The following is a 24,369-nucleotide window of genomic DNA, read 5'->3' on the forward strand; positions in this document are numbered from 1 at the left end:
TTTCCTCCAGTGTGCCGCGCGCCATAGAGTGGTGTGCATGAGTGCACACGACGTGTTCCTGCTCGGCGGAGTGTTCCCCGGTACCGCACCGGCGGCGACGCTCCGCCGAGTCGTCTCCTACGCCCGAGCGGCCGAGGCCTCCGGCCTCGACGGCGCCTGGGTGGCCGAACACCACTTCATCGAGTACGGCGCCAACCCCTCGGCCACCCTCATGGCCTCCCACCTCCTCGCCGCCACCGAACGCCTCCAGATCGGCACCGCCGTCTCGGTCCTCTCCAACCGCCACCCCGTCGCCCTCGGCGAAGAGGCCGCCACTTTGGACGCCCTCGCCCCCGGCCGCTTCCGGCTCGGCGTCGGACGCGGCGGCCCCTGGATCGACCTCGACGTCTTCGGCTCCAGCGTCGACCGCTACGAACGCGGCTTCGAAGAAGGCCTCAGACTCCTGCGCCAATGGCTCTCGGGCGAAACCGAGGTCACCCACAACGGCGAGTTCTTCGACGTCCTCCCCATCCGCGTGATGCCGCCCGGCGCCGGAACCCCCGTCTGGGTCGCCGCCACCAGCGAGGAGACCGCCCGCATCGCCGGACGCCTCGGCCTCCCGCTCCTGCTCGGCATGCACGCCCCCGACGAGGACCACCTCGCCCTCCTCGACGTCTGGCGCCGCGAAGCCGAGACCGCCGGCCACGACCCCGAAGCGGCCGAACACGTCTCGACCCACCTCGCGCAGATCGCGAACGACACCGCCACCGTCGACCGGCTGCGCGCCTCGCTCACCGAACTGCTCACCCGCGGCGTCGGCCAGTACGTGAGCCTCAAACCCAGCCGCACCGGCAGAGACCACGCCGCCTATGTGGACTGGATGGTCGGACGCCACGCCGTCGGCCCCGCCGACCACGTCGCCGAACGGCTCGCCGCCTCGGCCGAGACCACCGGCGTCGCCCGCCAACTGCTCCTCGCCGAAGGCCTCGGCGAACCCGAAGCGGTCCGGGACAACATCGCCGCGCTCGGCGCCGCCCTCACCGGAACGGCGGGTACGGGGGCGCCCCCGGAGGCGGCTGCACCCTGAGCGGGTCCCTGCCGCGCTGGCGGAACCACTGGTTCGCCGAGCCGGTGAACAGGCAGATGAGCGTCACCAGCGGCATCGCCAGGCCCGTGAGCGTGCCGATCAGCCGCGAGCCGTCCACCGGAGCGCCGACCCGGTCGCTCGCCTCGAACCCGGTGTAGAGCCCGAGGAAGCCGAACACGAACGCCGCCAGCATGATCGCGATCGTGGTGATCTGCGCCCAGCGCCGGCCCGCCCCGATCTTCACCGCCAGGACCCCGAGGAGGACCACCGAGGCGATCACCACGGCGATGACGACCGTGACCAGGGCCGCGAAATCGCCCACGCCCGCGGTGAAGTCGCTGCCGAACCCGAAGTCGTCGAGGTCGACCGCCTGCGACCAGAACAGCGCCGCCAGGCCGCCGCCGGTCCCGCAGCAGATGAGGAACGAGAACTGGAGCCACAGCATCACCTGGGCGGCCGTCACCGTCCCCGGTTTGCGTTGCAGCAGTTCAGGGGGCGGGGTGGAGGGGAAGACCGGCGGCGTGTACACAGGGTGGTTCCTTCGAGTCGGGCGGTATCCGAGTCTAAGGCCCCCAGGCCACACGCGAGGAACCGACCGATCCGGGGCGCGGGCGGCTCCGGCGTACCGGAAGGTGCGACCGAAGCCGCCACGCGGGCGGGTTCGGAGGCGGCGGGCTCAGCGGTGGGGGAGCGCGGCCCGCAGCGCTTCGAAGATCGTCTGGTCCTGGTAGGCGAACCCGCTGCTCTCCAGGGCCGCCGGGCGGATCTTCGCGCCGCGCAGCAGTTCCACGGCCGCTTCTCCGGCCACGATCTTGACCGCGAAGCCGGGGATGATCCACGGGGTCGGCCGGTGCACGACCGCGCCGAGCGCCCGCGCGAACTCGCGGTTCGTGGCCGGGGTCGGGCCGACGAGGTTCACCGGGCCGCGCAGGTCGCCCTCGACCGCGGCGACCGCGGCGGCCACCCAGTCGCGCAGGGAGATCCACGGCATGTACTGGTGGCCGTTGCCGAAGCGCCCTCCCAGGAACCACTTCCAGGCCGGGACCAGCTTGTCGAGCAGGACGCTGCCCTCGCCGAGGACGTGGCCGGTCCGCAGCCGCACGACGCGCGCGCCCGCCTCTTCGGCGGCGGCGGTCGCGTTCTCCCACGCGAGGCAGGTGCGGCCCAGGTAGTCGGCCGCCGCGGGGGTGCTCTCGTCCACCTCGACGCCGGCGCGGTCGCCGTACCAGCCCGCGGCCGAGCCGTTGACCAGTGTCGGGACGCCCGCTTGTGCGACGGCGGTGGCGAGCGCCTTGGTCGGGATCACGCGGCTGGAGAGGATCCGGCGCTTGTAGGCGGCGTTCCAGCGCCGCCCGGCGATCGAGGCCCCGCACAGGTTCACGACCGCGTCGACGCCGTCGAGGATCTGGGGGTCGAGCGGCTCTTTGTACGGGTCCCAGAGGATCTCGTTCTCCTCGTCGGGGCGGTGGCGCACCAGCCGCACGAGGTCGTGGCCTTCGAGGGCCCTCATCAGGGGCTTGCCGAGATAGCCGCTCGACCCGGCGATGACGATCCGCATACGCCTAGCCTATGGCCTCGGAACCCCGTACCACTCCTGGACCTGTGTTCGCAGTCCCGGCGCCTGAAGCTCGGCGTTGGCCTGGATCGCCGCCAGGGTCTGCGCTGCGAGCGCCCGCCGCCATTCGAGTTCGGCGCCGCGCATGGCGGTGTCGATCGCGCAAGGGGTGCGGAAGGCCGAGTCCGGCAGGTCCTCCCAGACGCCGTTGCGGCGGATCTCCGCGCACTGGAACGCCTCGGCGGGGCCCTCGATCGCGGTGAGCACGTCCATGAGGGTGATGTCTCCCAGGCTCCTGGCGAGCCGGAAGCCGCCCTTCTTCCCGGCGGTGGAGGTGAGGATGCCGGCCTTGACGAGGGGCTGGAGCTGCTTGTTGAGGTAGGCGGGCGGCAGCCCGTACCCGGCGGCGAGCCTCGCGGTCGAAACGGGCCCGTCGGCGCCCATCCAGTCGAGGAGCAGGCAGCAGTGCGCGGCCCATTCGACGCCTTCGCTGATTCGCATAATCCCGATGGTATCGCTCCGGGTTCGGCCCCGACGCCGTCCGCGGGTCACGGGCTGCGGCATGGCCTTCGATGCGACGCGAGCCGATTGCGGATCTTTATCTAGACATGTAATATCCAGATATAAGTTCCGGCGAGGGCCGGAACCGCATCGGAGGAAGACCATGAGCACCACGCCCGCACCCGTCATCGCCCGCGCCGCCGCCGCCGAGCGGCTGGCCCACGCCCAGGAGTCGGTCATGACCTTGCTCGCCGACTCCTCGCAGACCGGCGGGGCTCTTTCTGTCACCCGCTCGACGTTCCCGGACGGCGGCGACGGCGCGCCGCCGCACTTCCACACCGGCGCGAGCGAATCGCTGTTCGTCATCGCCGGCCGCCTCCAAGTCCTCGCCGGCGAGGAGGTCGTGGTCTTGGAAGCGGGGGACTTCGTGACGCTCCCGGCCGGACTGCCGCACGCGTTCGGGGCCGCGCCCGGCCACGACGCCGACGTGCTCGCCGTGTTCGCCCCGGCCGCCGACCGGTTCGACTACTACCGGCTGCTCGAACGCGTGGTCGCCGGCGAGGCCGACCCGGCTGAGATCCCGGCCTCAGGCGAGCGCTTCGACAACCACTACGTGGCGGGCGAGGCCTGGCACCGGGCCCGGTCGGCCGCCTGATCGGAGGTCGGTGCCCCAAAGCCGTCGCCTAGAAAGCGGTGTGCCCTCGCCGTCGTTCAGAGGCCCAGCCTGGCCAGGTCCAGACGGCCGAAGCGGTTGCGCCACTGCACGTCCGCCTTGATGCCGGCCAAGACCGAGCGCTGGAGGGTGTTCTCCTGCGGCAGCGTTTCGGCGGGGGTGTCCTCGGTGCGTGAGAAGACGAACCGCCACACGCTGTTCCTGGCGCCCGCCGCGTCGCCGGGGCCTTCGAGGTCGAACAGGGCGCCGAAGCCGGGGATGTTGGAGTGCTCGGGCAGCCAGTCGCGCAGTTGCGGGTCCAGCAGCCACGACTCGCACACGAACGCCATGTCCTCCGGTCCGCCGTACCGCTCGGGGAAGACCGCCGGGAAGAACTCCAGGGCCCATTCGACCGAGTCGCGCACCGCGTCGAGCGTGAGCGGCCCGCCCTCGCCGCGGATGTGCATCCCCACGAACGGCTTCGGGTCGGGGCCCTCGACACAGAACTGGAGCCGCCCGAGCTGGTACAGCGATCCGCGCACGTGGCCGGTGAACCAGTTGGCGACGTCGAGCCCGGCCTTGCCGTAGAGGCGCCTGTTGAACCGCAGCTTCTCGCCGAGGTCGGCGAGGACGCGACGCGAGAGGTCCTCGTCGACGCCGCGTTCGCGGTGGTAGGCGAGCATGTCGGGGACGGCCGCGAGCAGCGGGAACAGGCCCAGCAGCGAGTGCGGTTCGGTGACGGTGGGCCACGGCAGCCACTTGCGTCCGCCCATGTCGGCGGCGATCGACTGGTACAGCCGGTCGGCCAGCTCGCGAGAGGCCGCATCGAGCGCGGCGAGGCCCGCCACGGCGGCGTCGGCGTCCTCGGGTTCGGCGCCGCACCAGTCGAGCAGCAGCTCGCGGACGGTCGCGGCGTCGGGTTCGGGATACGCCGCGACGGCGCCGGGCGGCGGAAGTTCCTCAGTCACGGGGCTATGTCACCACGGACGGGCCCGGGGCGGCAACATCGGGTCGGTCACCTTAGGCTGGGTCGGTGCGACGGTTGCTGACGCCCCCCTGGATCGTCCTCCACTGCTTCGCGGTGGTGCTGACGGTCGCCTTCGGGCTGCTCGGGTGGTGGCAGTTGTCCCGCGCCCAGGCGGGCAACGCGATCAGTTGGGGCTACGCGCTCGAATGGCCGCTGTTCGCGGTGTTCACGGTGGCGCTGTGGGTCCGGCAGATGCGCCTCGAACTGCGCAAGGACCTCCCCGAGGGCGCCGCGCCGCGCCGCGGGCGCCCCGAGCCGCCGCCGATGACCTCGCCCTTCGAGTCCGCGATCGTGCGGGCCCGAGGGGACGACGCCGAATCCGATCCGCATCGCCCACCGCAGGGGAGCCACGCATGAACGCCGCTCTGAAACGCTTCCGCATCGTCGCCTGGATCGTCGGCACGTGCCTCATGCTGCTCGTGTTCGTCGCGATGCCGCTCAAGTACTTCGGCGGCGACGACACGTTCGTGACGGTGATCAGCCCGATCCACGGCCTGTGCTACATGGTCTACCTGGTGCTCGGCTTCCACCTGGCCCAGCAGGCCGGGTGGCGGTTCTGGCCGCACACCGTGGGCCTGCTGCTGGGCGGCACCGTGCCGATCGGCTCGTTCTTCGTCGAGCGCTGGGCGCACCGCCGCATCCTCGAGGAGCACCCGCAGGCCGCCGACCCGAAGATCCGCCAGGACGAGCCGGTCTGAGCGGCGCTGACACAGGACACAGCGAAGGCCCGGCGGTTACGCCGGGCCTTCGTCGTTGCTCAGTCGAGGTACGACCCGGCCTTGAACGAGTCCCAGTCGAGGCTCCAGGCGGTGAAGCCGTCGCCCTGCGGCACTTGGACGCCGGTGTTCATGACGACCACCGGGTCGCCCCAGCGCACGAAGTTGTAGAGCCACTCGCCCATCTCGTCGGAGACGTTGATGCAGCCGTGGGAGCCGTTGGAGACGCCGAGCCGGTCCGAGGCCCACGGCGCGCCGTGGATGAACTGGCCCGAGAACGTCAGGCGCATCGCCCATTTGACGTCGGTCTCGTAGTCGTAGAGCTCGGAGACGAAGGTCGACTCCTCCTCGCGGCTCATGATCGTCATGGTGCCGGAGTAGGAGCGCGCGTCGTTGCCGTCGATGTCGTCGGCGCCCAGGGAGATCGGGATGGTCTGGACGATCGTGCCGTCCAGGTAGGCCCGCATCTGCTTGGTGTCGTCGTCCGCCTCCAGGATCCGCAGCTCGGTGTCGGTGGCGAAGGAGGTCTCCTCGTCGTACTGGCCGTAGCGGCCGTCGCCGAGGTCGAGCCCGCCCAGGCCCAGGCGCACCGAGACCTGGGTGCCCGGCTGCCAGAACTCCTTGGGCCGGTACTCCAGGGCCCGGCCGGTGATCCAGTGCCACGAGCCCTCCTGGGCCGGCTCGGCGCTGACGAACAGGCGCCGCTCGACCGAGGCGCGCAGGTCCTCGGCGACCTCGTGGCCGTCGAAGCGGAACGCGAGGATCGCGCCCTGGCCGACCGTGGAGCCGTCCCCGGGCAGGTAGTTCTCGATGCCGACCCGGTCGCCGGGGGAGGCGATGGTGGTGAACTCGGCGGTGGCCTCGCCTTCGAGGCCTTCGGCGTCGGTGGCCTTCACCGTGGCGGTGTAGGTCTGCTCCCACGCGAGGGGGCCGGCGGGGACCCAGGTGGTCCCGTCGGGGTGCATCGCGCCCTCGACTTCGGCGCCCTCGGCGTCGGTGAGCGTGAACTCGGTGAACTCGCCGTCCTCGACGGTCCAGGAGATCTCGGTGGCGGCGGTCGCGTCGGTGGCGCCGTCGGCCGGGCTGATCGTGATCTGCGCGGCGCTCTGCGGGGCCTCGGGCTCGCCGCCGTCGCCGTCCTCGATCGTCCCGGACTCCTTCGTGCACGCGGCGGCGAGGCCCGCGGCCGCGAGCCCTCCCGCGGCGAGGGCGCCGCGGCGGGTGAGCGAGGTTCCTTCGAAGGTCATGGCCACCACGGTACACAGCCCGGGCGACACGCCGACCGGTTCACGCCTGTGAATTCAGCTGCCCCGTGATAAAGGGGACAGTCGATCAGCGGATGCTCAGATGGACGTGGTTCGTGTGGTCCGAGGAGGGGTCGCCGCCGGCGCCGGAGTAGGACTTCCAGCCGCTGGAGGGCATCCAGATCTGGCGGTACCAGATGACGTACTGCACGCCCAGTTCCTGCGCGTTCTCGACGAACCAGGCCGCGAGGTTCTGCCCGTAGTCGTAGTCGCCGCCCCCGGCGTCGCCGCCGAAGCCGTTCGGCTGGGCGGCGAAGTCGCAGGCGCGGCCCTTGCCGTGCTCGCCGAAGGAGGACACCCGGTAGCAGGCGACATAGCGGGTGAAACCGACGATCTGGGCCTGCTCCAGCGCGTGGAGCGTGCGCGGGGTCAGGCAGCCGCTGGTGGTCGGGTCGTTCTCGGAGCAGCCCTCGCCCGGGAGCGTCCCGTCGGAGTTGCGCGGGGCCGGCTCGGCCGCGGGGGCGTCCGAGGCGGAGGGGCCGACGGCGTCGTCGCCGCCGGAGGCCGCCAGCTCGCGGGCGGCCGCGTCGCGGGCCGCCTCCATGTCCGAGGCCGTGTCCGCCTGCTCCTCGATGTTGTCGGCGAGGGTCTGGCGGGTGGCCTCGATCTCGGCGAGCCTGGTGATGAGCTGGTTGAGCCGCTGGGCCCGGGACTCGCCGAGGAACTGGAGGAGCGTCATCGCGCTGATGGCGTTCTGCGGGTCGCCCGAGGCCAGGAGCGCGGCGGTGGACTGGACGTCGGAGGTGGTGGAGGCGACGTAGGCGTAGTCCTCCAGCTCGATCTGGAGTTCGGCGACCTCGGCCTCGGAGTCGGCCAGCTCCTGCTCGAGCTCCTCCTGCTCCAGTTTGAGCGCCGCGAGCTCGTCCTGCGCGTTGAGGTAGTCCTCGATGGCCTGGCTCAGGGCGTCCGAGGCGCCCTGGTCCTGCGCGGAGGACTGGGAGCCGGGGGCGATGAGGAAGACCACGGCCGCCAGGGCCGCGACCGGGAGCGACAGCAGGCGCTTCACGCCGCTGCGGTCCTTGCGCCGGTTCGCGCGTCGCGCGGCCGGTCGGGGCGGTTGGATGCCGTTCAAGGCTTGCGGGCCCTTCGGTTGCTCGGAGCCGAGTGGTCGGGTGGTCGCGATACAGCGTAGAACGGGAAGTTTCTTCAGTCGAATCGGGCCTTTGCGAATAACCGCAGGTAGTCGGTGCGTCACCGAATCGGGTCACGGCTATGGCGTGGGCGACTCGCGGGCCGCGCGGGACCGTTTCGACTGGTAGGATCGTTCGAAATTGAACCAGCCGAATGGCTGGTGCCGAGCGCGGACGGGAGGTCGGTCATGGGCGCGGGCGATTTCGAGAGCCGCTGGCTCGCTCCGGACGTGAACGCCGTCTGGGCGCGCTTCCTCAACGTCACGCACCGCCTCGAGCACCAGATCGACCGGCGACTCCAGGACCACCACGGCATCACCCACACCCAGTACGAGATCCTGGTGCGCCTGGCCGACAGCGACGACCGGGCGATGCGCATGAGCGACCTCGCCGACAGCATCGTCACCGCCAAGAGCGCCGTCACCTATCAGGTCAACCGGCTCTCCGAGATGGGCCTGGCCGAGCGGTACAAGTGCGACCGCGACAACCGCGGCATCTGGGTCAAGCTCACCGCCGCCGGGATCGAGCGGCTGGAGCAGGCCGCGCCGTGCATCCTCTCGCTCGTGCGCGAGCTGTTCCTCGACGCGATCAACTGCGACCAGGCCGCGGAACTGGACAAACTCCTCGAAATCTGGTCGTCCAACCTCGACCGCAGCGCCACCGAACGACCCGCCGAAACGGCGTAAACGCTTTCGGTTGACGCCGCCGGTGTACGGCCTGCGGACCGTCCGCTCCGGTGTAGGGTCAGGCCGTGCCGACCTTTCCGCGTCCTGAGACGACCGTCCCCTACCGAGTCGACGGCCTCGCCGACCTCGTCCCCGCGGCCCAGGACAGCGACCTCGCCGTCACCGGAGTGAGCCTCGCCGCCGACGCGGTCGAACCCGGCGACCTCTTCGCGGCCCTGCCCGGCGCCCGCCGCCACGGCGCCGAGTTCGCCGCCCAGGCCGCCGAACGCGGCGCGGTGGCCCTCCTCACCGACGCCCGCGGCGCCGAACTCGCGGGCGGGCTCCTCCCCGTGTTCGTCGTGGACGACCCGCGCGCGCTCACCGGCGAGATCGCCGCCCGCGTCTGGGGCCGCCCCTCCGAACGCCTGGGCCTCATCGGGATCACCGGCACCAACGGCAAGACCTCCACCGCCTACCTCGTGGAGGCCGCCCTGGCGTACGCCGGGCGCACCACCGGCATCATCGGCACCGTCGAGACCCGCATCGCGGGCGAGGCGATCGAATCCGAGCGCACCACCCCCGAGGCCCCCGAACTCCAAGCGCTCCTGGCCGTCGCGGTCGAACGCGGCGTCACCGACGTGGTCATGGAGGTCTCCAGCCACGCCCTCGCGCTCGGCCGCGTCGCCGGCTGCCGCTTCTCGGCCGCCGGGTACACCATGTTCGGCACCGACCACCTCGACTTCCACGCCGACCTCGACGACTACTTCGCCGCGAAGGCCAGGCTCTTCGACGGCCGCGCCGAGACGGCCGTCCTCAACGCCGACGACCCGCGCGTCGCCACCCTTGTCGACGCCGACTCCTACACGTTCTCGCTCGAAGACCCCGGCGCGGACTACTACGCCTCGGCGATCGCCACCGACGGCTTCACCCAGACCTTCCACCTCCACACCCCCGACGGCAAAGGCGAGGGCAGGGTCAACATGCCCGGGCGCCACAACGTCGCCAACGCCGCCCTCGCGGTGGCCCTGGTCGCCACCGCGGGCCTCGACACCGAGACCGCCCTCGCCGGGGTCGCCTCCTGCACCGGCGTGCCCGGCCGCATGGAACTGGTCTCGGGCGCCTCACCCGTGCGCGGCGTCGTCGACTACGCCCACAAGCCCGAGGCGATCACCGCCGTGCTCGACGCGCTCCACGACTCCACCCCCGGCAAGGTCATCGCGATCCTCGGCGCCGGCGGCGACCGCGACCGCTCCAAGCGGCCCCTCATGGGCGCCGCCGCCGCGCGCGCCGCCGACCTGGTCATCGTCACCGACGACAACCCGCGCACCGAGGACCCCGCGCGCATCCGCGACGAGGTGGCCGCCGCCGTCCAGGGCGTGCCCTGCCGTAATATTCCGGGACGGGAACTCGCCGTACGGGAGGCTGCCGCCCTGGCCGCCCCGGGCGACACCATCGCCCTGCTCGGCAAGGGCCACGAGACCGTCACCGAGACCGCCGCCGGACCCGTCGCCGGCGACGACCGCGTCCTGCTGGCCCGCGCGCTCAGGGACGCGGGCTGGGTCTCCCCGGCCCACGGCGAGGCCTGAACGGCGCCCCGAGCCGAGCACCGCCGATCGCGACCGGGCCCGCGAGCGCCGCCCCTGCATAGTTAGACCAACCGCACAACAGGAGGAGTCCGCCGAGTGATCCCCATGAGCCTGGCACAGGTCGCCGCCGCCGCGGGCGGCGAGCTCAGCGCGACGGCCGACCCCGAAGCGGTCGTCACCGGCGGCGTCGAGTACGACTCCCGCAAGGCCGGGCCCGGCGGGCTGTTCCTGGCGATTCCCGGCGCGAGGGCCGACGGCCACGACTTCGCCGCAAAGGCCCACGCCCAAGGGGCCCTCGCGACCATCGCCACCCGCCCGATCGACACCCCCGCGATCTACGTCGACGACGCCGTCGCCGCGCTCACCCGGCTCGCCCGGCACGTCGCGGCCGCCTCCAAGGCCACGATCATCGGCGTCACCGGCTCCAACGGCAAGACCTCCACCAAGGACCTCATCGGCCAGCTCTGCGCCCGCCTCGGGCCCACCGTCGCCACCGAGGGCAACTTCAACAACGAACTGGGCCACCCCTACACCGTCTGCCGGGTCGAGCCCGACACCGAGTTCCTCGTGCTCGAACTGGCCGCCCGCGGCGTCGGGCACATCACCGAGCTGTGCGAGATCGCCCCGCCGAGCATCGGCGCGGTCCTCAACGTCGGCATCTCCCACCTCGACGGCTTCGGCGACATCGAGACCACCGCCCGCGCCAAGTCCGAACTCCCGCGCTTCCTCGCCGCCGACGGCGCCGCCGTCCTCAACGCCGACGACCACCGCGTCGCGGCCATGGCCGCGCACACGAAGGCCGAGGTCCTCACCTTCGGCGTCGAGGCACCGGCCGACTTCGCCGCGACCGAAGTGGACCCGCGCGACGGCCGCCACGCCTTCACCCTCCGCACCCCCGGCGGCGCCGCAGAGGTCCGCCTCGGACTGTGGGGCGGCCACCACGTCCACAACGCCCTCGCCGCCGCCGCCGTCCTCTGGCGGCTCGGCGCCGACGCCGAGTCGATCGCCGCCGGGCTCTCGGAGGCCACCCGCAAGTCCGAGCGCCGCATGGACGTCTTCACCCGAGACGACGGCACCACCGTCATCGACGACTCCTACAACGCCAACCCCGCCTCGATGGGCGCGGCCGTCCGCGCCCTCGGACAGCTCCCCACCGAAGGCCGCCGCATCGCCGTCCTCGGACTCATGGCCGACCTCGAAGCACTCGAAGCATCCTGCCACCGGCGCCTCGGCGAACAGGCCCGCGAGGCCGGCGTCGACGAGGTCATCGCCGTGGGCGAGGGCACCGAGCCGATCGTGGAGGGCGCGACCGGCGGCAACACCCATCACAGCCCCGACGGTGCCGACGGCGTCACCGCCACCCATGTACCCGACCAAGCCGCGGCCATCGCGCTGCTGCGGACCCGGCTGCGCCCCGGCGACGCCGTCCTGGTGAAAGGCTCCCGATACCGGACCTGGGACGTCGCCGACCACCTGCGCGCCAAGGAGGAAACCGACCAGTGAGAGCAGTCATCGTCGCCGCGTTCGTGGCGTTCGCGCTCACCATGGCGCTCACGCCCCTCGCGGCCAAGGCCTTCCGCCGACTCAAGGCCGGCCAGCCCATCCGCACCGACGGCCCCCAGACCCACCTCGCCAAGTCCGGCACCCCCACCATGGGCGGCGTCGTCTTCATCTTCACGATCGTCCTCGCCTACATCGCGGGGCACCTCGTGCTCATGGCCCTGCCCGAGAAGGTCGACGGCCTCACCCTGACCCGGCCCACCGGGTTCACCGCCACCGGCATCGTCCTCATCGGACTCTTCGTGGCCTGCGGCTTCGTCGGCTTCATCGACGACTGGCTCAAGATCCGCCGCAAGCACTCCGGCGGCATCTCCGGCAAGGCCAAGATCCTCGGCCTCACCATCGCCGCGATCATCTTCGGCACCATCGCCGTCTACTACACCGGCTCCATCGACACCGGCGAGATCTCCGAGACCGTCGCGACCCCGTTCGTCTCCTTCACCAGGGACATCGACTGGCTCCCGGTCACCAAGATCGGCATGGTCGTGCTCTTCGTGCTCATCGTGAACGCCACCGCCAACGGCGTCAACCTCACCGACGGCCTCGACGGCCTCGCCACCGGCGCCTCCATGATGGCCTTCCTCGCGTTCATGATCATCGGCTTCTGGGAGTACCGCCACTGGTGCGGCGGACCCGGCGACCCCGTCGCCGACCTCTGCTACGACGTCCGCGACCCCCTGGAGATCGCCCTCATCGCCGGCGCCGCCGCCGGAGCCATGTTCGGCTTCCTGTGGTGGAACACCTCGCCCGCCCAGATCTTCATGGGCGACTCCGGAGCCCTCGGCCTCGGCGGCCTCATCGCCGGCCTCGCCCTCGCCTCCAAGACCATCCTGCTGCTGCCCATCATCGGCGCCCTGTTCGTCATCATCACCTTCTCGGTGATGATCCAGATAACCTCCTTCAAACTCACCGGACGCCGCGTCTTCCGCATGGCCCCGCTCCAGCACCACTTCGAACTCGCCGGCTGGTCCGAGGTCAACATCGTGGTCCGCTTCTGGATCATCGCCGGCATCGGCGTCGCCATCGCCCTCGGCTTCTTCTTCGCGGACTTCCTGCGAATGGCAGGCTGAACCCATGCACACCGACGGCCAGGCCTCGGCGAAGCGGCCCAAGCACGGCCCGCAAGCGTCACCGCAAGCGCCGATCGGCGAACGCGTGCTCGTGGCCGGCGCACGCGTCGCCGGGACCGCGTGCGCCGAAGTCCTCCTCGACCTCGGCAAGACCGTCACCGTCTACGACAAGAGCGACTCCGAACGCCTCCAGGGCCTCGCCGCCCGCGGCGCCGCCTGCGTCGTCGCCGACGACTTCGACCCGGCGCTCCTCGACGGCGTCGACCAGGTGGTGCTCTCACCGGGCTTCCCGCCGCACCACCCGATCGCCGTCGCCGCCCGCGAAGCCGGGATCGAGGCGTACTCCGAACCCGAACTCGCCTGGCGCCTGCGCGAACCGGGCGCCGCCCGCTGGCTCGCCGTCACCGGCACCAACGGCAAGACCACCACCACCACGATGCTCGCCGCGATCCTGGAGGCCGCCGGACTGCGCTCGGCCGCCCTCGGCAACATCGGCGTCCCGCTCGTCCACGCCGCCAACGGCCCCTACGACGTCATCGCCGTCGAACTCTCCAGCTACCAGCTCCACTGGTCCTCCAGGCTCGCCCCCACCGCCGGGGCCGTGCTCAACCTCGCCCACGACCACCTCGACTGGCACGGCGGCTACGACGCCTATGCCGAGGCCAAAGCCGCCGTCTGGCGCGGCGGCAAGGCCGTGGTCAACCTCGACGACCCGGCCGTGGTCGCCCTCGCCAAGTACACCGACGCCGCGATCATCGGCTTCACCCTCGACCGGCCCGAACCCGGGCAGTTCGGCGTCGCCCTCGGGCACCTCGTCGACCACACCGGCGAGAGGCCCGTCCAGATCTGCGCCGTCGACGACGTCCGCCCCGCCGGGGCGCACAACGTCGCCAACGCCCTCGCCGCCGCCGCCCTCGCCCGCCAGGTCGGCGTCGCCCACGAGCGCATCGCCGAGGCGATCCGATCCTATGTGCCCGAACCCCACCGCAACGTCGCCTTCGCCGAAGCCGGGGGAGTCACCTGGGTCGACGACTCCAAGGCCACCAACCCCCACGCCGCCGCCGCCGCGCTCGCCGCCTACGACTCGATCGTGTGGGTCGCCGGCGGCCAGCTCAAAGGCGTCGACGTGGACGACCTCGTGTCCCGGTTCGCGCCCAAGATGCGCGCGGCGGTCCTCATCGGACAGGACCGGGCCGAGATCGCCGACGCGCTGGCGCGACACGCCCCCGACCTCCCGGTGGCCGTGCTCGACGGCGGCGACCATGAGGTGATGAGCGACGTCGCCGCCCGCGCCGCGGGCTTCGCGCAGCCGGGGGACACGGTGCTCCTGTCCCCGGCCGCGGCCTCCTACGACATGTTCGACTCCTACGCCCAGCGCGGGAACGCCTTCGCGGCGGCGGCGCGGGCCCTGATCGGGGGCGAGGCCGGGTGAGGAGCGGGTTCACCGAGCTGCTCCGCGGCCTGCTCGACAGGCCGCTCGCCTCGTACTACCTGCTGCTCTCCTCCTCGGCGCTGCTGCTGACCATCGGGCTCGTCATGGTCTTCTCGGCCACGATGGTCGAGTCCTACGGCGCCACCGGATCGGCGTTCGACATCATCCTCCAGCAGATCATCTGGGCCGTGGTCGGCCTGGTCTGCTTCTGGGTCGCCCAGCGGCTCCCGGTGCGCACCTACCGGGTGCTGTCGCGCCCGCTCCTGATCGTCTCGATCCTGCTCGGCCTCATCCTGGTCGTCATGTCGATCCGCCAGCAGTCCGGCGCCTCCTCGGGCGGGATCGCGACCGACCAGCTGTGGATCCACGTCGGGCCCGTCCAGTTCCAGCCGGCCGAGATCGCGAAGTTCGCGCTGCTGCTGTGGGTCGCCGACTCGCTCGTGCGGCTGGGCCCGCGCATCGCCTCGTGGCGCGACCTGGCGATCCCGATGTTCCCGATCGCCGGGCTCCTGATGGTCATCATCGGCTACGCCGACCTGGGCACCATGCTCATCATCGTGGCGATGTTCATCGGCCTGCTGTGGGCCTCGGGCGTGCCGCTGCGCATCCTCGGCGCCCTCTTCGCCACCGCCATGCTCGGCTCGGCGCTCCTCATCGCCTTCGAGGGCTACCGCATGGAGCGCATCATGTCCTTCTCGCGCCCGCAGGACTTCGCCGACACGTGGGGCTACCAGGCCATCCAGGGCTACTACGCGATCGCCGACGGCGGCTGGTTCGGCGTGGGCCTCGGGGAGAGCCGCCAGAAGTGGGAATGGCTCCCCAACGGCCACAACGACTTCATCTTCGCGCTCATCGCCGAGGAGCTCGGCGTCGTCGGCTGCCTGGTGATCCTCGCGCTGTTCGGCGTGCTCGTCTACACGGGATTTCGCATCGCCCGCCGCTCGGACGAGCCGTTCCGGGCGCTCGTGGCCGCGGGCGTGACCGTCTGGATCGCGGGCCAGGCGTTCATCAACATCGGCGGCGTGCTCGGGCTCATCCCCATGACCGGGGTGCCGCTGCCGTTCATCTCCGACGGCGGGACCGCGCTCGTGGTCGTGCTCGCCGCAGTCGGGATGCTCGCCGGGTTCGCGCGTGCCGAACCCGACGCCGCCCAGGCGCTGCGGGCCCGCAACCCCTCACGTCTCGTACGCTTGCTGTGGGCCCCCCTGCCGCCCGCGCCCCGCTCGGACTCGGACGCCCCGTCCGACTCCGATTCCGTCCCTACGACCAGAAAGACATGACGTTGCCTCAGCTTCGATCGGTCGTCCTCGCCGGTGGCGGCACCGGCGGCCACATCTACCCGCTCCTGGCCTTCGCCGACTGCCTCCGCCGACACGACCCCCACATCCGCGTCACCTGCCTCGGCACCGAGAAGGGACTGGAGAACGACCTCATCCCCAAGGCCGGCTACGACCTGCGCAACGTGCCCGCCCACCAGCTGCCCCGCAAGGTCAACCTCGACCTGCTGCTGACCGCCCCCCGGATGATCAAGGCCATGAAGGCCACCCGCGCCGTCTTCGACGAGGTCGCCGCCGACGTCGTGATCGGATTCGGCGGCTACGTGGCCGTCCCCGCCTACCTCGCCGCCTGGCGCAGCAAGACCCCCATGGTCATCTTCGAGTTCAACGACCCGCCCGGGGTCGCGAACAAGCTGGCCCTCAAGTTCAGCGACAACCTCGCGCTCGGCTTCCCGCACCTGCCGCAGGCCTCGCCGCTGCTCGCGAACGGCACCGTCACCGGCGTGCCGCTGCGCCCCGAGATCGCCCACCTCGACCGGGCCGCGATGCGCGCCCAGGCCTGCCAGTACTTCGGGCTCGACCCGCGGCGCCCCGTGCTCTTCGTCTACGGCGGCTCCCAGGGCGCGGCCTCGATCAACAACGCCGTCTCCGGTGCGGCCCAGGTGCTCACGCACCGCGGCGTGCAGGTCCTGCACATCACCGGCGCCCGCCGCGACGAGCCGATCCACATCCCCGAGGGCCTGCCCGTCCCCTACAAGACCCTGCCCTACCTCGACCGGATGGACCTCGGCTACGCCGCGGCCGACATGGTCCTGGCCCGCGGCGGCTCGATGACCGTCGCCGAGGTGAGCGCCCTGGGCGTGCCCACCGTCTTCGTGCCCATGCCCTGGGGCAACAAGGAGCAGTACCGCACGGCCGGACCGATGGTCGAGGGCGGCGGCGCGATCTTCTGCGACGACGAGAACCTCAGCCCCGCCTGGATCGAGGCGAACCTCGTCCCGATCATCACCGACCCCGCGCGGGTCGCCCAGATGTCCCGGGCCTCGGCCGCGTTCGGCAGCCGCACCGGCGACGAGGCCCTCAGGAACTACACGCTGAAAGTGGTCGAGCAGGCATGAGCGAGGACCCCAACGACCTGACCAGCCCGATCGACGAGGGCGTCACCGCCGAGGACCTCGGCCGCACCCTGTTCATCGGGGTCGGCGGGGTCGGCATGAACGGCCTCACCCGCCTCTACGCCACCCGCGGCCTCGACGTCACCGGCTCCGAGACCAAGGAGTGGCCGAGCCTGCCCGAACTCGAGCGCCTCGGCGTGCGGCTGCACCGCGAGCACGCCGAGTCCAACCTGGACGGCATCGACACCGTGGTGCGCTCCACCGCGATCAACGACCGGCACCTCGAAGTGGTCGAGGCCCGCAAGCGCGGCATCCGCGTCTACCACCGCTCCGAGGCCCTCGCCGCGGCCATGACCGGGCGCCGCTCGATCGTCGTCACCGGCACCCACGGCAAGACCACCACGACCGCGATCATCACGCAGATGCTCGCCCACGCCGGACTCGACCCGTCCTATGTGAACGGCGGGGAGAACATCGGGGCCCACACCGGCGCCCACGGCACCGGCGAGTACTTCGTGGCCGAGGCCGACGAGTCCGACCGCTCCTTCCTGCGCTACCGCCCCGAGATCGGCGTGGTCACGAACATCGACCTCGACCACCTGAACACCTACGGCGACATGGATTCGCTCACCGCGGCCTTCGAGCGCTTCTGCCGCAACACCGACAAGGACGGCCTGCTCGTCCTGTGCGCCGACAACGAGGGCACCGCGAAGCTCGCGCAGACCTTCCGCGCCGAGGGCCGCACCGTGGTCACCTACGGCTTCTCGAACGGCGCCGACATCCAACTGGGCGACGTCGAGTCGAGCAGGGACGGCGTCGACTACACCGTCCTGGTCTACAACCAGGTGCTCGGCCGCTTCCACCTGCCGATGCCCGGCAAGCACATCGCCCTCAACTCGGCCGCGGCCATCGCCGTGGGCCTGCACGTGGGCCTCGAACCCGAGGCCGTCGCCGAGGGCATCGCGGCCTTCGGCGGCGTCAAGCGCAGGTTCGAGAAGCGCGGCGAGGTCGACGGCTACTCGGTCTTCGACGAGTACGCCTACCACCCGACGGCGATGACCGAGGCGATCAAGACCCTCAAGGAGGTCGCCCACCCCGGCAGGCTCGTGGTGGTCTTCCTGCCCTACCGCGTCTACCGGACCGTGGAGTTCCGGGCCGAGATCGCCGAGGCGCTCGCCTTGGCGGACAAGGTGATCGTGATGGAGATCTTCGGACCGGGCGAGACGATCCCCGAAGGCGAGGGCGGGCAGGCGCTCACCGACGCCGTTGCGCTCCCGGAGGGGGACAAGGTGTTCGTGCCCGAGTGGGACGCGGTCCCGGCCGCGGTGCGGGCCCTCGCGGGCGAAGGCGACGTGGTCGTGACCATGGGCGCCCCGCCGGTCTCCCTCATGCCCGAGGACCTGCTCTCCTGAAGCACCGGAGCGGCCCGCGCCGAAAGGCGCGGGCCGTCCGCGCGCGCCGCCCGCACCTGGTACACCTGGACGTACGGCACCGAAGGGCGGCACCACCATGGCACGACTGATCTTCTCGGGCATCACCTCGCTCGACGGCTACTCCGCCGACAAGGAGGGCCGCTTCGACCGGCTCGAACCCTCGCAGGAGGTCCTGGCGTTCCTCAACGACCGCGAGCGCGAGGTCGGCACCTACCTGTACGGGCGGCGCGTCTACGAGGTCATGGCCGTGTGGGCCGACTTCGGGCCCGAGACCGAGATGGCCGCGGCCGAGCGCGACTACACCGCGATCTGGCAGGCGGCCGACAAGGTCGTCTACTCGCGCACGCTCGATTCGGTGTCGACCCCGAAGACCCGGCTCGAATCCAGGTTCGACCCGGAGGCCGTGCGCCGCATGAAGGCCGAGTCCAAACGCGATCTCGGCGTCGGCGGGCCGGGCCTGGGCGCCGCCGCACTCAAGGCGGGCCTGGTCGACGAGGTCCACTGCTACCTGATCCCGGTGTCCTTCGGCGGCGGCCTGCCGTTCCTGCCCCAGGACCGATCGATCGGCCTCGAACTGCTCGAACACCACGTGTTCGCGAACGGCACGGTGTTCCTGCGCTACGGCGTCACCGGGTAACCGGCCCGCAACGGTCCGGTCCCGATCCGGGCGCAGGCGCTGGCGCGGCCGCCCGCGCCGGTGTCCACTTGAGGGATGCGCGCACTCCTCATCGCCTTGACCGTCGCCCTGACGGTGTTCGGGCTCTCGGCGTGCGTCCTCCCGCAGGTCGGCGAGGTCGCGATAGGCGTGGACGACGCGGGCGGACCGGTCCTGGTGATGGCCTCCTGCGAAGGCCCCGCCGAATTCATCAGCCTGAGTTCGACGGCTCAGGAGCCGGAAGGCGTCCGGGAGTCCGCGCGCACCGACCGGGACTGGCGCGTCGACCTGGAGCTGACGAACCCCGCCCCGCGCAACGAGGACCCCGCCGCCGTCTCGCTCACCGCCCCCGACGACCGCTGGAACGCGGTGGGCGTCATCGACGTGGTCGCCGGGGACGACGACGGGCGCCTCTACCGGGCGAGCGCCTGGCCGACCACGGAGACGAACCTGGGGTCGATCGAGTTCACCACCGCCGACCTCGCCGAGATCGGCGAGGGGGAGGTCCTCTACTACGAGCGCGACGACAAACGCATCGGGCCCGTCTCGGCGTTCATCGAGACGGGCCTGTCGACCTGCTAGCGGGAGCCCGCTCTAGGGCGTTTCACCAACCCTGACGGCCGCTGTCCGGCCCATTTGCCCGCTCGCCGTGAGCGAACAAATGTCCCCGGACATCGACTCGCCGGGGATTGGTGCGCACCGCCTAGTCCCAGGGCTTGCCGTTGCGCCAGTAGCCCATGAACGCCCCGGACTCCTTCGGCAGGCCCAGTTCCTTCCGGATGGTGAAGCGGAGGGTCTTGACCACAGCCGTCTCGGCGGCGATCCACACGTAGGCGTCGGACTGCGCCGCGGCCTCGGGGGCCTCCCAGACCATCTCGTCCTCGACCTCCTCGAACTGGTCCTCCCTCTTCGCGAAGTCCATCGTCCGGGCCGCCTCGGTGACCGCGGGGATGAGCCTGTCGCCCCAGACCGCGCCCTCGCGCGCGAGCCAGACCACCTCGACCTCCTCGGGCGCGTCGAGTTCGAGCGCGTCGGCGGCCTCCGGCACCTCGATGAAGGCCTTGCCGCGAGCGGTGACCGGGAGGTCCTCGAGGATCGCGGCGATGGCCGGAGCGGCCGTCTCGTCGCCGGCGATGAGGAGCTCGGCGCCCTCGGGCGCGTGGAAGTCCACGCCGCCGTGCGGGCCGTCCCAGCGGGAGTCGGGGCCCAGCAGCAGCACCTCGTCGCCGACCTTCGCCTCCTGGAGCCAGCGCAGCGCCGGGCCGCTCTCGTCCGCACTGTGCGCCTCGTGGATCACCATGTCCACGTCGACCTCGGCGAGCTCGCGGCGGACGGCGCGGACGGTGTAGGTCCGCACGCCGCACTGCTCCTCCTCGGGGAGGGCGCGCAGCTCGGAGTACCAGCGCTCGCTCGTGGGCATCTTGTCGAAGCCGCACGCGGGCGCGGGGAAGATGAGTTTGAACCGCTGGTCGTACCCGTTGTCGGCGAAGTGGGCGAGCGACTCGCCGGCGAACGTCACCCGGATGAATGAAGGACTCAGCCGCTCCAGCGCCCTGACGCCGACGGGGAAGATGTCCCAGGCTCGGACGGCGCTCTCGGGCCGGGTGTGCTCGGTCGGTTCCTGCGTCTGCGTCGACACGCGGCACTCCTCCTAAGGAATAAGGTTTGCCTAACCTTATCTGAATGCCCTGGCGTGCCGCCACCGCACCGTGGCTCGACCGTGCCATCATCGACCAATGAGCGGCCCTGAGAATCCGTCCGAGCCCGGGCCCTGGCGGCTGGTCCACGTGGTGCGCCGCCTGCGTCCGCAGCGCGGCTCGAAGGCCGCGCGCGGCCTGTGGGCGCTCGCCGTCGCGGTGCCCGCACTGCTGTTGGCGGCCTTCGTGATCGTGTGGACGACCCCGCTGTTCGAGGTCGAGCGGATCGAGGTCTCCGGCACCGCCGTCCTCGATCCCGAAGAGGTCGCCGGCCTCGGTCGGGACGCCGTGGGCCGCTCGGTGCTCGGCGCCGATCTCGGCGCGATCGCCACGGCCGTAGCCGAACTCGCGCCCGTCAAATCCGTGGAGGTCACTCGTTCGTGGCCGGACGCGGTCCGCGTCGCCGTCACCGAACGCGAGCCTTTTCTCGCAGTGCCCTCCGGCGACGAGACTTTTCTCATGGTCGATGACGAAGGTGTGGTGTTCGACGAGACCGAAACGGCGCCGGTATCTATTTGGAGGGTCGAAATCGCCGACCCGGGGCCGGACGATCTGGCCACCATCGAGACCCTCGCGGTCCTCATTTCGCTGCCCCCCAACATCGCCGACGAGGTCGAACGGGTCGAATCGCCCTCCCCGGCCGGAATCACGCTGTATCTCGACGATGGACGGACACTGCGTTGGGGCGACGGCTCCGAAGGAGAGCAGAAAGCCGAGGTCGCCGATCGATTGTTGGAGGGCGGCTACGAACATGTCGATGTCAGCGCACCAGATGCCCCCACTGTGAGTTAGCGTTAAGGGGGAGCGGGGTGCGCAGGCACATCCCGTTTGTCGCACCCAGGGGCCGGTAAGGGAAGGAAGGCAGCAGCGATGACACCACCGCACAACTACCTCGCCGTCATCAAAGTCGTTGGAGTCGGAGGCGGCGGGGTCAATGCTGTCAACCGGATGATCGAGGCGGGACTCAAGGGCGTCGAGTTCATCGCCATCAACACGGACGCTCAAGCACTGCTCATGAGCGACGCCGACGTCAAACTCGACGTCGGCCGCGAACTGACCCGCGGCCTCGGCGCCGGCGCCAATCCCGAAGTGGGGGCGAAGGCCTGCGAGGACCACCGCGACGAGATCGAGGAAGTCCTCAAGGGCGCCGACATGGTCTTCGTGACCTGCGGCGAGGGCGGCGGCACCGGCACCGGCGGCGCGCCCGTCATCGCCAACATCGCCCGCAAGCTCGGCGCGCTCACCATCGGCGTGGTCACCCGGCCGTTCGCCTTCGAGGGCAAGCGCCGCCAGACCCAGGCCGTGTCGGGAATAGACGATCTGCGCAATGAGTGCGACACGCTGATCGTGATCCCGAACGACCGCCTGCTCCACCTCGGCGACCGCTCCATCTCCATGATGGACGCCTTCCGCCTCGCCGACCAGGTGCTGCTCTCCGGTGTCCAGGGCATCACCGACCTGATCACCACGCCCGGCCTCATCAACCTCGACTTCGCGGACGTCAAGAGCGTCATGAGCGGCGCCGGATCGGCCCTCATGGGCATAGGTTCGGCCCGCGGCGAGAACCGCGCGGTCGAGGCCGCCCGGGCCGCGATCGAGTCGCCGCTGCTGGAGCAGAGCATGGAGGGCGCGCGCGGCGTGCTCCTGTCCATCGCCGGCGGTTCGGACCTCGGCCTGTTCGAGATCAACGACGCCGCCGAGCTCGTCTCGGACTGCGCACACACCGACGCGAACATCATCTTCGGCGCGGTCATCGACGACGCGCTCGGCGAAGAGGCCCGCGTGACGGTGATCGCCGCAGGGTTCGACGTGGACGAGGCCGAGTTCGAACTGGCGCAGCCGACCCGGATCAGCGCCCTGCCGGAGCAGAAGCCCGAGCCGATCCGCAAGCCCGAGCCCGAGCCCGAGCGCGAGACGGGGAACGGCAAGGTCCTGTTCGACGACGTCGACGTCCCCGCCTTCCTCAAAGACGGCTTCTAGCGGCGGCGGACCGTCGAGTCCAGTCGACTCGGCGGCCCGCCCGTCGCCCCCGCATACCGCCGCAGCACGCCCCCGCGACCGCCGAGGACCCGAGTCTTGACCACGCCATCGCGCCGAAACCAGTTGCAGGACAACCTGAACCGGACGCGCGAAGCCATCGCCGCCGCGTGCGCCGACGCCGGTCGCCCCCCGCGGGACGTGCGCCTCATCGTCATCACCAAGACTTTCCCGGCCTCCGACGCCGCCGCCCTCCTCGACCTCGGCCAGACCGACCTGGGGGAGAACCGCGACCAGGAGGCCGCGCCGAAGGCCGCCGCGCTCGCCGAGCACGGCCTGACGGCGCCCGGCCCGAAGCCCGTGTGGCACTTCGTCGGACAGCTCCAGAGGAACAAGGCGCGATCCGTGGCCGGATACGCGCAGTGGGTCCACTCGGTCGACCGCCCCCGCCTCGTGGACGCCCTCGACAATGCTTTCAACGGTGCGCTCGACGGCACTCTCGACAATGCAGCCGACACCGCGTCCCCTCACGGCCGCAGGCTGAATGCACTCGTTCAGGTGAGTCTCGACGGCGATGTCTCGCGCGGCGGCGCGGTGATCGGCGACGTGGAGGCGCTCGCAGAGCGCATCGCCGCGGCCCGCCACCTCGATCTCAAGGGCGTCATGGCCGTCGCCCCGCTCGGCTGGGAACCGGCCAAAGCCTTTGCCCTGCTTGCCGAGTGCTCCGAGGCGGTCCGGCGCGTCGACCCCGGCGCCACCGAGGTCTCGGCGGGCATGAGCGGCGATTTCACCGCCGCGATCGCCGCTGGGGCCACAATGGTCAGACTGGGCAGAAACGTGCTCGGCGAACGTGAGTCGATGGCGTAAGGTATGTGGCACCAGGTATCCGGTGGGCAACGGGACCAATGCCGCGGCCGTTGGCCGATTAGTCGGGCAAAAACACATCCGTGTAAGGAGTCGGCGCTAGGATGAGACCGCGTACCTGACTCAACAGGGGCGGCCCGAGGAGGGAGCACGATCGATGGGCGCGATGCGGAAGGCAGGCATCTGGCTCGGCCTCATCGAGGACGAGGACGATCGCGGCTACAACGGTTACGAGGAGAGCGACGAGTTCGCCGAGGAGCAGGCGCCGGCGCGCGTCAGGGGCGCGCAGCGCTCCACCGGCCGGGTCGGCCGAGGCGTCGAGGACCGCAACCCGGTGCGCCAGCTCAACCGCGGCTCCGGTTCGGTCACGCCGCTGACGCGGGACAACCTCGCGCTCGCCGAGCCCGCCCCCGTGCGGGCGGTCCCGGCGGAGGAGGAGTCCCACGCGAACTACCGGATCACCACCCTGCACCCGACGACCTACAACGAGGCGCGCACCATCGGCGAGCGCTACCGCGACGGGACGCCGGTGATCATGAACCTCTCGGAGATGGAGGAGGCCGACGCCAAGCGCCTGGTCGACTTCGCCGCCGGTCTCATCTTCGGGACGCGCGGCTCCTTCGAGCGGGTGACCAATCGTGTGTTCCTGCTCTCGCCGCCGCACGTCCAGGTGACCGCCGAGGACAAGGCGAAGATCGCCGAGGGCGGGTTCTTCAACCAGTCCTTACCGAGGGATACACTCCGAATCGTGAACCTGGCATTGCAGCTCGTCTATCTGGCGCTCTTCGCGTTCTACCTGTTTCTGTTGGCCCGACTCGTCGGCGGCGTGGTGGTCCAGTTCTCCCGCCGATGGGAGCCCGGCCCGAGGGCCGCGGCGGTGCTGGAGTCGGTTTACAGCGTGACCGACCCTCCCCTGAAGGGGTTGAGGAAGGTGATCCCCCCTCTCAGGCTTGGTAGTGTATCGATTGATCTGGCGTTCCTGGCGCTGCTGTTGGGGATGGCGCTCCTGATGTATCTCGTGGAGCGGCTCATTCGCGGCTAGCAGCTCAGGGCGGGGGTGCGAGGCGCGGTTATCGTGTCGAGCAGC

The 24,369-nt window shown here is 71.0% G+C and carries 24 protein-coding genes and 2 pseudogenes; 19 read left to right on the forward strand and 7 right to left on the reverse strand.

Annotated elements, in window-relative coordinates:
- The first annotated feature begins 37 nt into the window (after window positions 1-37).
- The gene (locus IF12_RS0112100) at window positions 38-1,066 is read left to right on the forward strand and encodes an LLM class flavin-dependent oxidoreductase (RefSeq protein ID WP_081913522.1); all 1,029 of its coding nucleotides are present in this window, start codon (window positions 38-40) and stop codon (window positions 1,064-1,066) included.
- Here IF12_RS0112100 and IF12_RS0112105 read toward each other — a convergent pair.
- The 3 genes from IF12_RS0112105 to IF12_RS0112115 all read right to left on the reverse strand — a co-directional run bounded on the left by IF12_RS0112105 (window position 1,017) and on the right by IF12_RS0112115 (window position 3,122).
- Complete coding sequence (locus IF12_RS0112105; protein ID WP_030158434.1) at window positions 1,017-1,595, reverse strand: hypothetical protein; 579 nt, start codon at window positions 1,593-1,595, stop codon at window positions 1,017-1,019. The two genes, IF12_RS0112100 and IF12_RS0112105, sit on opposite strands and share 50 nt — an antisense overlap.
- Before the next feature lie 147 nt (window positions 1,596-1,742).
- Window positions 1,743-2,624 (reverse strand): TIGR01777 family oxidoreductase, encoded by an 882-nt coding sequence (locus IF12_RS0112110; RefSeq protein WP_030158436.1) that lies wholly within the window; start codon window positions 2,622-2,624, stop codon window positions 1,743-1,745.
- Window positions 2,625-2,633: 9 nt separating this feature from the next.
- A complete protein-coding gene (locus IF12_RS0112115) occupies window positions 2,634-3,122 on the reverse strand; it encodes an Rrf2 family transcriptional regulator (protein ID WP_030158438.1) in 489 nt (162 codons plus the stop codon).
- 163 nt (window positions 3,123-3,285) lie between these two features.
- On the opposite strand from IF12_RS0112115, the gene IF12_RS0112120 reads away from it, so the two are divergent.
- Window positions 3,286-3,777, forward strand: a complete 492-nt coding sequence (locus IF12_RS0112120; protein WP_035748852.1) for a cupin domain-containing protein — start codon at window positions 3,286-3,288, stop codon at window positions 3,775-3,777.
- A 56-nt stretch (window positions 3,778-3,833) separates the two neighbouring features.
- On the opposite strand, the gene IF12_RS0112125 is transcribed toward IF12_RS0112120, so the two are convergent.
- Window positions 3,834-4,742, reverse strand: a complete 909-nt coding sequence (locus tag IF12_RS0112125) for an acyltransferase domain-containing protein (RefSeq protein ID WP_051704291.1) — start codon at window positions 4,740-4,742, stop codon at window positions 3,834-3,836.
- Window positions 4,743-4,807: 65 nt separating this feature from the next.
- Here IF12_RS0112125 and IF12_RS24130 point away from each other — a divergent pair, with 65 nt between their 5' ends.
- Both IF12_RS24130 and IF12_RS0112135 read left to right on the forward strand, forming a co-directional pair.
- Entirely contained in the window at window positions 4,808-5,158 is a 351-nt protein-coding gene (locus IF12_RS24130; RefSeq protein WP_133884362.1) for a hypothetical protein, read from the forward strand.
- The gene (locus IF12_RS0112135) at window positions 5,155-5,499 is read left to right on the forward strand and encodes a DUF3817 domain-containing protein (protein WP_030158446.1); all 345 of its coding nucleotides are present in this window, start codon (window positions 5,155-5,157) and stop codon (window positions 5,497-5,499) included. Before IF12_RS24130 ends, IF12_RS0112135 begins: the two co-directional genes overlap by 4 nt.
- A gap of 59 nt (window positions 5,500-5,558) precedes the next feature.
- Here the strand turns inward: IF12_RS0112135 and IF12_RS0112140 are convergent, their stop codons facing one another.
- Both IF12_RS0112140 and IF12_RS26190 read right to left on the reverse strand, forming a co-directional pair.
- A complete protein-coding gene (locus tag IF12_RS0112140) occupies window positions 5,559-6,764 on the reverse strand; it encodes an Ig-like domain-containing protein (protein ID WP_051704320.1) in 1,206 nt (401 codons plus the stop codon).
- Between the two features lie 85 nt (window positions 6,765-6,849).
- Window positions 6,850-7,827 carry a hypothetical protein gene (locus IF12_RS26190; protein WP_197034691.1) on the reverse strand — a complete coding sequence of 326 codons (978 nt, stop codon included), beginning with the start codon at window positions 7,825-7,827 and terminating at the stop codon, window positions 6,850-6,852.
- 312 nt (window positions 7,828-8,139) lie between these two features.
- On the opposite strand from IF12_RS26190, the gene IF12_RS0112150 reads away from it, so the two are divergent.
- From IF12_RS0112150 to IF12_RS0112195, 10 genes are all read left to right on the forward strand, one after another.
- A complete protein-coding gene (locus IF12_RS0112150; protein ID WP_051704294.1) occupies window positions 8,140-8,637 on the forward strand; it encodes a MarR family winged helix-turn-helix transcriptional regulator in 498 nt (165 codons plus the stop codon).
- A 65-nt stretch (window positions 8,638-8,702) separates the two neighbouring features.
- Window positions 8,703-10,202, forward strand: a complete 1,500-nt coding sequence (locus IF12_RS0112155) for a UDP-N-acetylmuramoyl-L-alanyl-D-glutamate--2,6-diaminopimelate ligase (protein ID WP_051704295.1) — start codon at window positions 8,703-8,705, stop codon at window positions 10,200-10,202.
- Window positions 10,203-10,298: 96 nt separating this feature from the next.
- The gene (gene murF / locus IF12_RS0112160; protein WP_030158456.1) at window positions 10,299-11,705 is read left to right on the forward strand and encodes a UDP-N-acetylmuramoyl-tripeptide--D-alanyl-D-alanine ligase; all 1,407 of its coding nucleotides are present in this window, start codon (window positions 10,299-10,301) and stop codon (window positions 11,703-11,705) included.
- Window positions 11,702-12,832 (forward strand): phospho-N-acetylmuramoyl-pentapeptide-transferase, encoded by a 1,131-nt coding sequence (gene mraY, locus IF12_RS0112165; protein WP_030158458.1) that lies wholly within the window; start codon window positions 11,702-11,704, stop codon window positions 12,830-12,832. The genes murF and mraY overlap by 4 nt, the downstream gene beginning before the upstream one ends.
- 4 nt (window positions 12,833-12,836) lie before the next feature.
- Window positions 12,837-14,264, forward strand: a complete 1,428-nt coding sequence (murD, locus tag IF12_RS0112170; protein WP_081913524.1) for a UDP-N-acetylmuramoyl-L-alanine--D-glutamate ligase — start codon at window positions 12,837-12,839, stop codon at window positions 14,262-14,264.
- Window positions 14,261-15,544, forward strand: a complete 1,284-nt coding sequence (gene ftsW, locus IF12_RS0112175) for a putative lipid II flippase FtsW (RefSeq protein WP_051704296.1) — start codon at window positions 14,261-14,263, stop codon at window positions 15,542-15,544. The genes murD and ftsW overlap by 4 nt, the downstream gene beginning before the upstream one ends.
- Before the next feature lie 2 nt (window positions 15,545-15,546).
- On the forward strand, window positions 15,547-16,659 hold the full coding sequence (locus IF12_RS0112180) for a UDP-N-acetylglucosamine--N-acetylmuramyl-(pentapeptide) pyrophosphoryl-undecaprenol N-acetylglucosamine transferase (protein WP_133884517.1): 1,113 nt from the start codon (window positions 15,547-15,549) through the stop codon (window positions 16,657-16,659).
- Window positions 16,656-18,068 carry a UDP-N-acetylmuramate--L-alanine ligase gene (murC, locus tag IF12_RS0112185; RefSeq protein ID WP_051704297.1) on the forward strand — a complete coding sequence of 471 codons (1,413 nt, stop codon included), beginning with the start codon at window positions 16,656-16,658 and terminating at the stop codon, window positions 18,066-18,068. Before IF12_RS0112180 ends, murC begins: the two co-directional genes overlap by 4 nt.
- Window positions 18,069-18,165: 97 nt before the next feature.
- Window positions 18,166-18,726, forward strand: coding sequence for a dihydrofolate reductase family protein (locus tag IF12_RS0112190; protein ID WP_030158474.1), 561 nt, complete (start codon window positions 18,166-18,168; stop codon window positions 18,724-18,726).
- A 75-nt stretch (window positions 18,727-18,801) separates the two neighbouring features.
- Complete coding sequence (locus IF12_RS0112195; RefSeq protein ID WP_030158475.1) at window positions 18,802-19,326, forward strand: hypothetical protein; 525 nt, start codon at window positions 18,802-18,804, stop codon at window positions 19,324-19,326.
- A gap of 121 nt (window positions 19,327-19,447) precedes the next feature.
- Here IF12_RS0112195 and IF12_RS0112200 read toward each other — a convergent pair whose 3' ends face one another.
- Window positions 19,448-20,383, reverse strand: coding sequence for a siderophore-interacting protein (locus tag IF12_RS0112200; protein ID WP_051704298.1), 936 nt, complete (start codon window positions 20,381-20,383; stop codon window positions 19,448-19,450).
- Between the two features lie 148 nt (window positions 20,384-20,531).
- On the opposite strand from IF12_RS0112200, the gene IF12_RS24135 reads away from it, so the two are divergent.
- The 5 genes and pseudogenes from IF12_RS24135 to IF12_RS27220 form a co-directional block, all read left to right on the forward strand.
- Window positions 20,532-21,233 carry a cell division protein FtsQ/DivIB gene (locus IF12_RS24135; protein WP_166659617.1) on the forward strand — a complete coding sequence of 234 codons (702 nt, stop codon included), beginning with the start codon at window positions 20,532-20,534 and terminating at the stop codon, window positions 21,231-21,233.
- A gap of 78 nt (window positions 21,234-21,311) precedes the next feature.
- A complete protein-coding gene (ftsZ, locus tag IF12_RS0112210) occupies window positions 21,312-22,421 on the forward strand; it encodes a cell division protein FtsZ (protein ID WP_030158481.1) in 1,110 nt (369 codons plus the stop codon).
- 96 nt (window positions 22,422-22,517) lie between these two features.
- On the forward strand, window positions 22,518-23,285 hold the full coding sequence (locus IF12_RS0112215; protein WP_030158483.1) for a YggS family pyridoxal phosphate-dependent enzyme: 768 nt from the start codon (window positions 22,518-22,520) through the stop codon (window positions 23,283-23,285).
- Between the two features lie 154 nt (window positions 23,286-23,439).
- Window positions 23,440-24,006 (forward strand): annotated as a pseudogene (locus IF12_RS27215) (cell division protein SepF); the annotation flags it as partial.
- Window positions 24,007-24,069: 63 nt separating this feature from the next.
- Window positions 24,070-24,324, forward strand: a pseudogene (locus IF12_RS27220) (YggT family protein); the annotation flags it as partial.
- Between the last annotated feature and the right edge of the window lie 45 nt (window positions 24,325-24,369).

The sequence above is a fragment of the Glycomyces sp. NRRL B-16210 genome (assembly GCF_000719515.1).
Classification (GTDB): Bacteria; Actinomycetota; Actinomycetes; order Mycobacteriales; family Micromonosporaceae; genus Glycomyces.

What these genes read in the sequence shown, in the direction of transcription:
- IF12_RS0112100 (WP_081913522.1), top strand. Translation starts at nt 38, where the DNA reads ATGAGTGCACACGACGTGTTCCTGCTCGGCGGAGTGTTCCCCGGTACC.
- IF12_RS0112110 (WP_030158436.1), bottom strand. Translation starts at nt 2,624, where the DNA reads ATGCGGATCGTCATCGCCGGGTCGAGCGGCTATCTCGGCAAGCCCCTG.
- IF12_RS0112115 (WP_030158438.1), bottom strand. Translation starts at nt 3,122, where the DNA reads ATGCGAATCAGCGAAGGCGTCGAATGGGCCGCGCACTGCTGCCTGCTC.
- IF12_RS0112120 (WP_035748852.1), top strand. Translation starts at nt 3,286, where the DNA reads ATGAGCACCACGCCCGCACCCGTCATCGCCCGCGCCGCCGCCGCCGAG.
- IF12_RS0112135 (WP_030158446.1), top strand. Translation starts at nt 5,155, where the DNA reads ATGAACGCCGCTCTGAAACGCTTCCGCATCGTCGCCTGGATCGTCGGC.
- IF12_RS0112140 (WP_051704320.1), bottom strand. Translation starts at nt 6,764, where the DNA reads ATGACCTTCGAAGGAACCTCGCTCACCCGCCGCGGCGCCCTCGCCGCG.
- IF12_RS0112150 (WP_051704294.1), top strand. Translation starts at nt 8,140, where the DNA reads ATGGGCGCGGGCGATTTCGAGAGCCGCTGGCTCGCTCCGGACGTGAAC.
- murD (WP_081913524.1), top strand. Translation starts at nt 12,837, where the DNA reads ATGCACACCGACGGCCAGGCCTCGGCGAAGCGGCCCAAGCACGGCCCG.
- murC (WP_051704297.1), top strand. Translation starts at nt 16,656, where the DNA reads ATGAGCGAGGACCCCAACGACCTGACCAGCCCGATCGACGAGGGCGTC.
- IF12_RS0112190 (WP_030158474.1), top strand. Translation starts at nt 18,166, where the DNA reads ATGGCACGACTGATCTTCTCGGGCATCACCTCGCTCGACGGCTACTCC.
- IF12_RS0112195 (WP_030158475.1), top strand. Translation starts at nt 18,802, where the DNA reads ATGCGCGCACTCCTCATCGCCTTGACCGTCGCCCTGACGGTGTTCGGG.
- ftsZ (WP_030158481.1), top strand. Translation starts at nt 21,312, where the DNA reads ATGACACCACCGCACAACTACCTCGCCGTCATCAAAGTCGTTGGAGTC.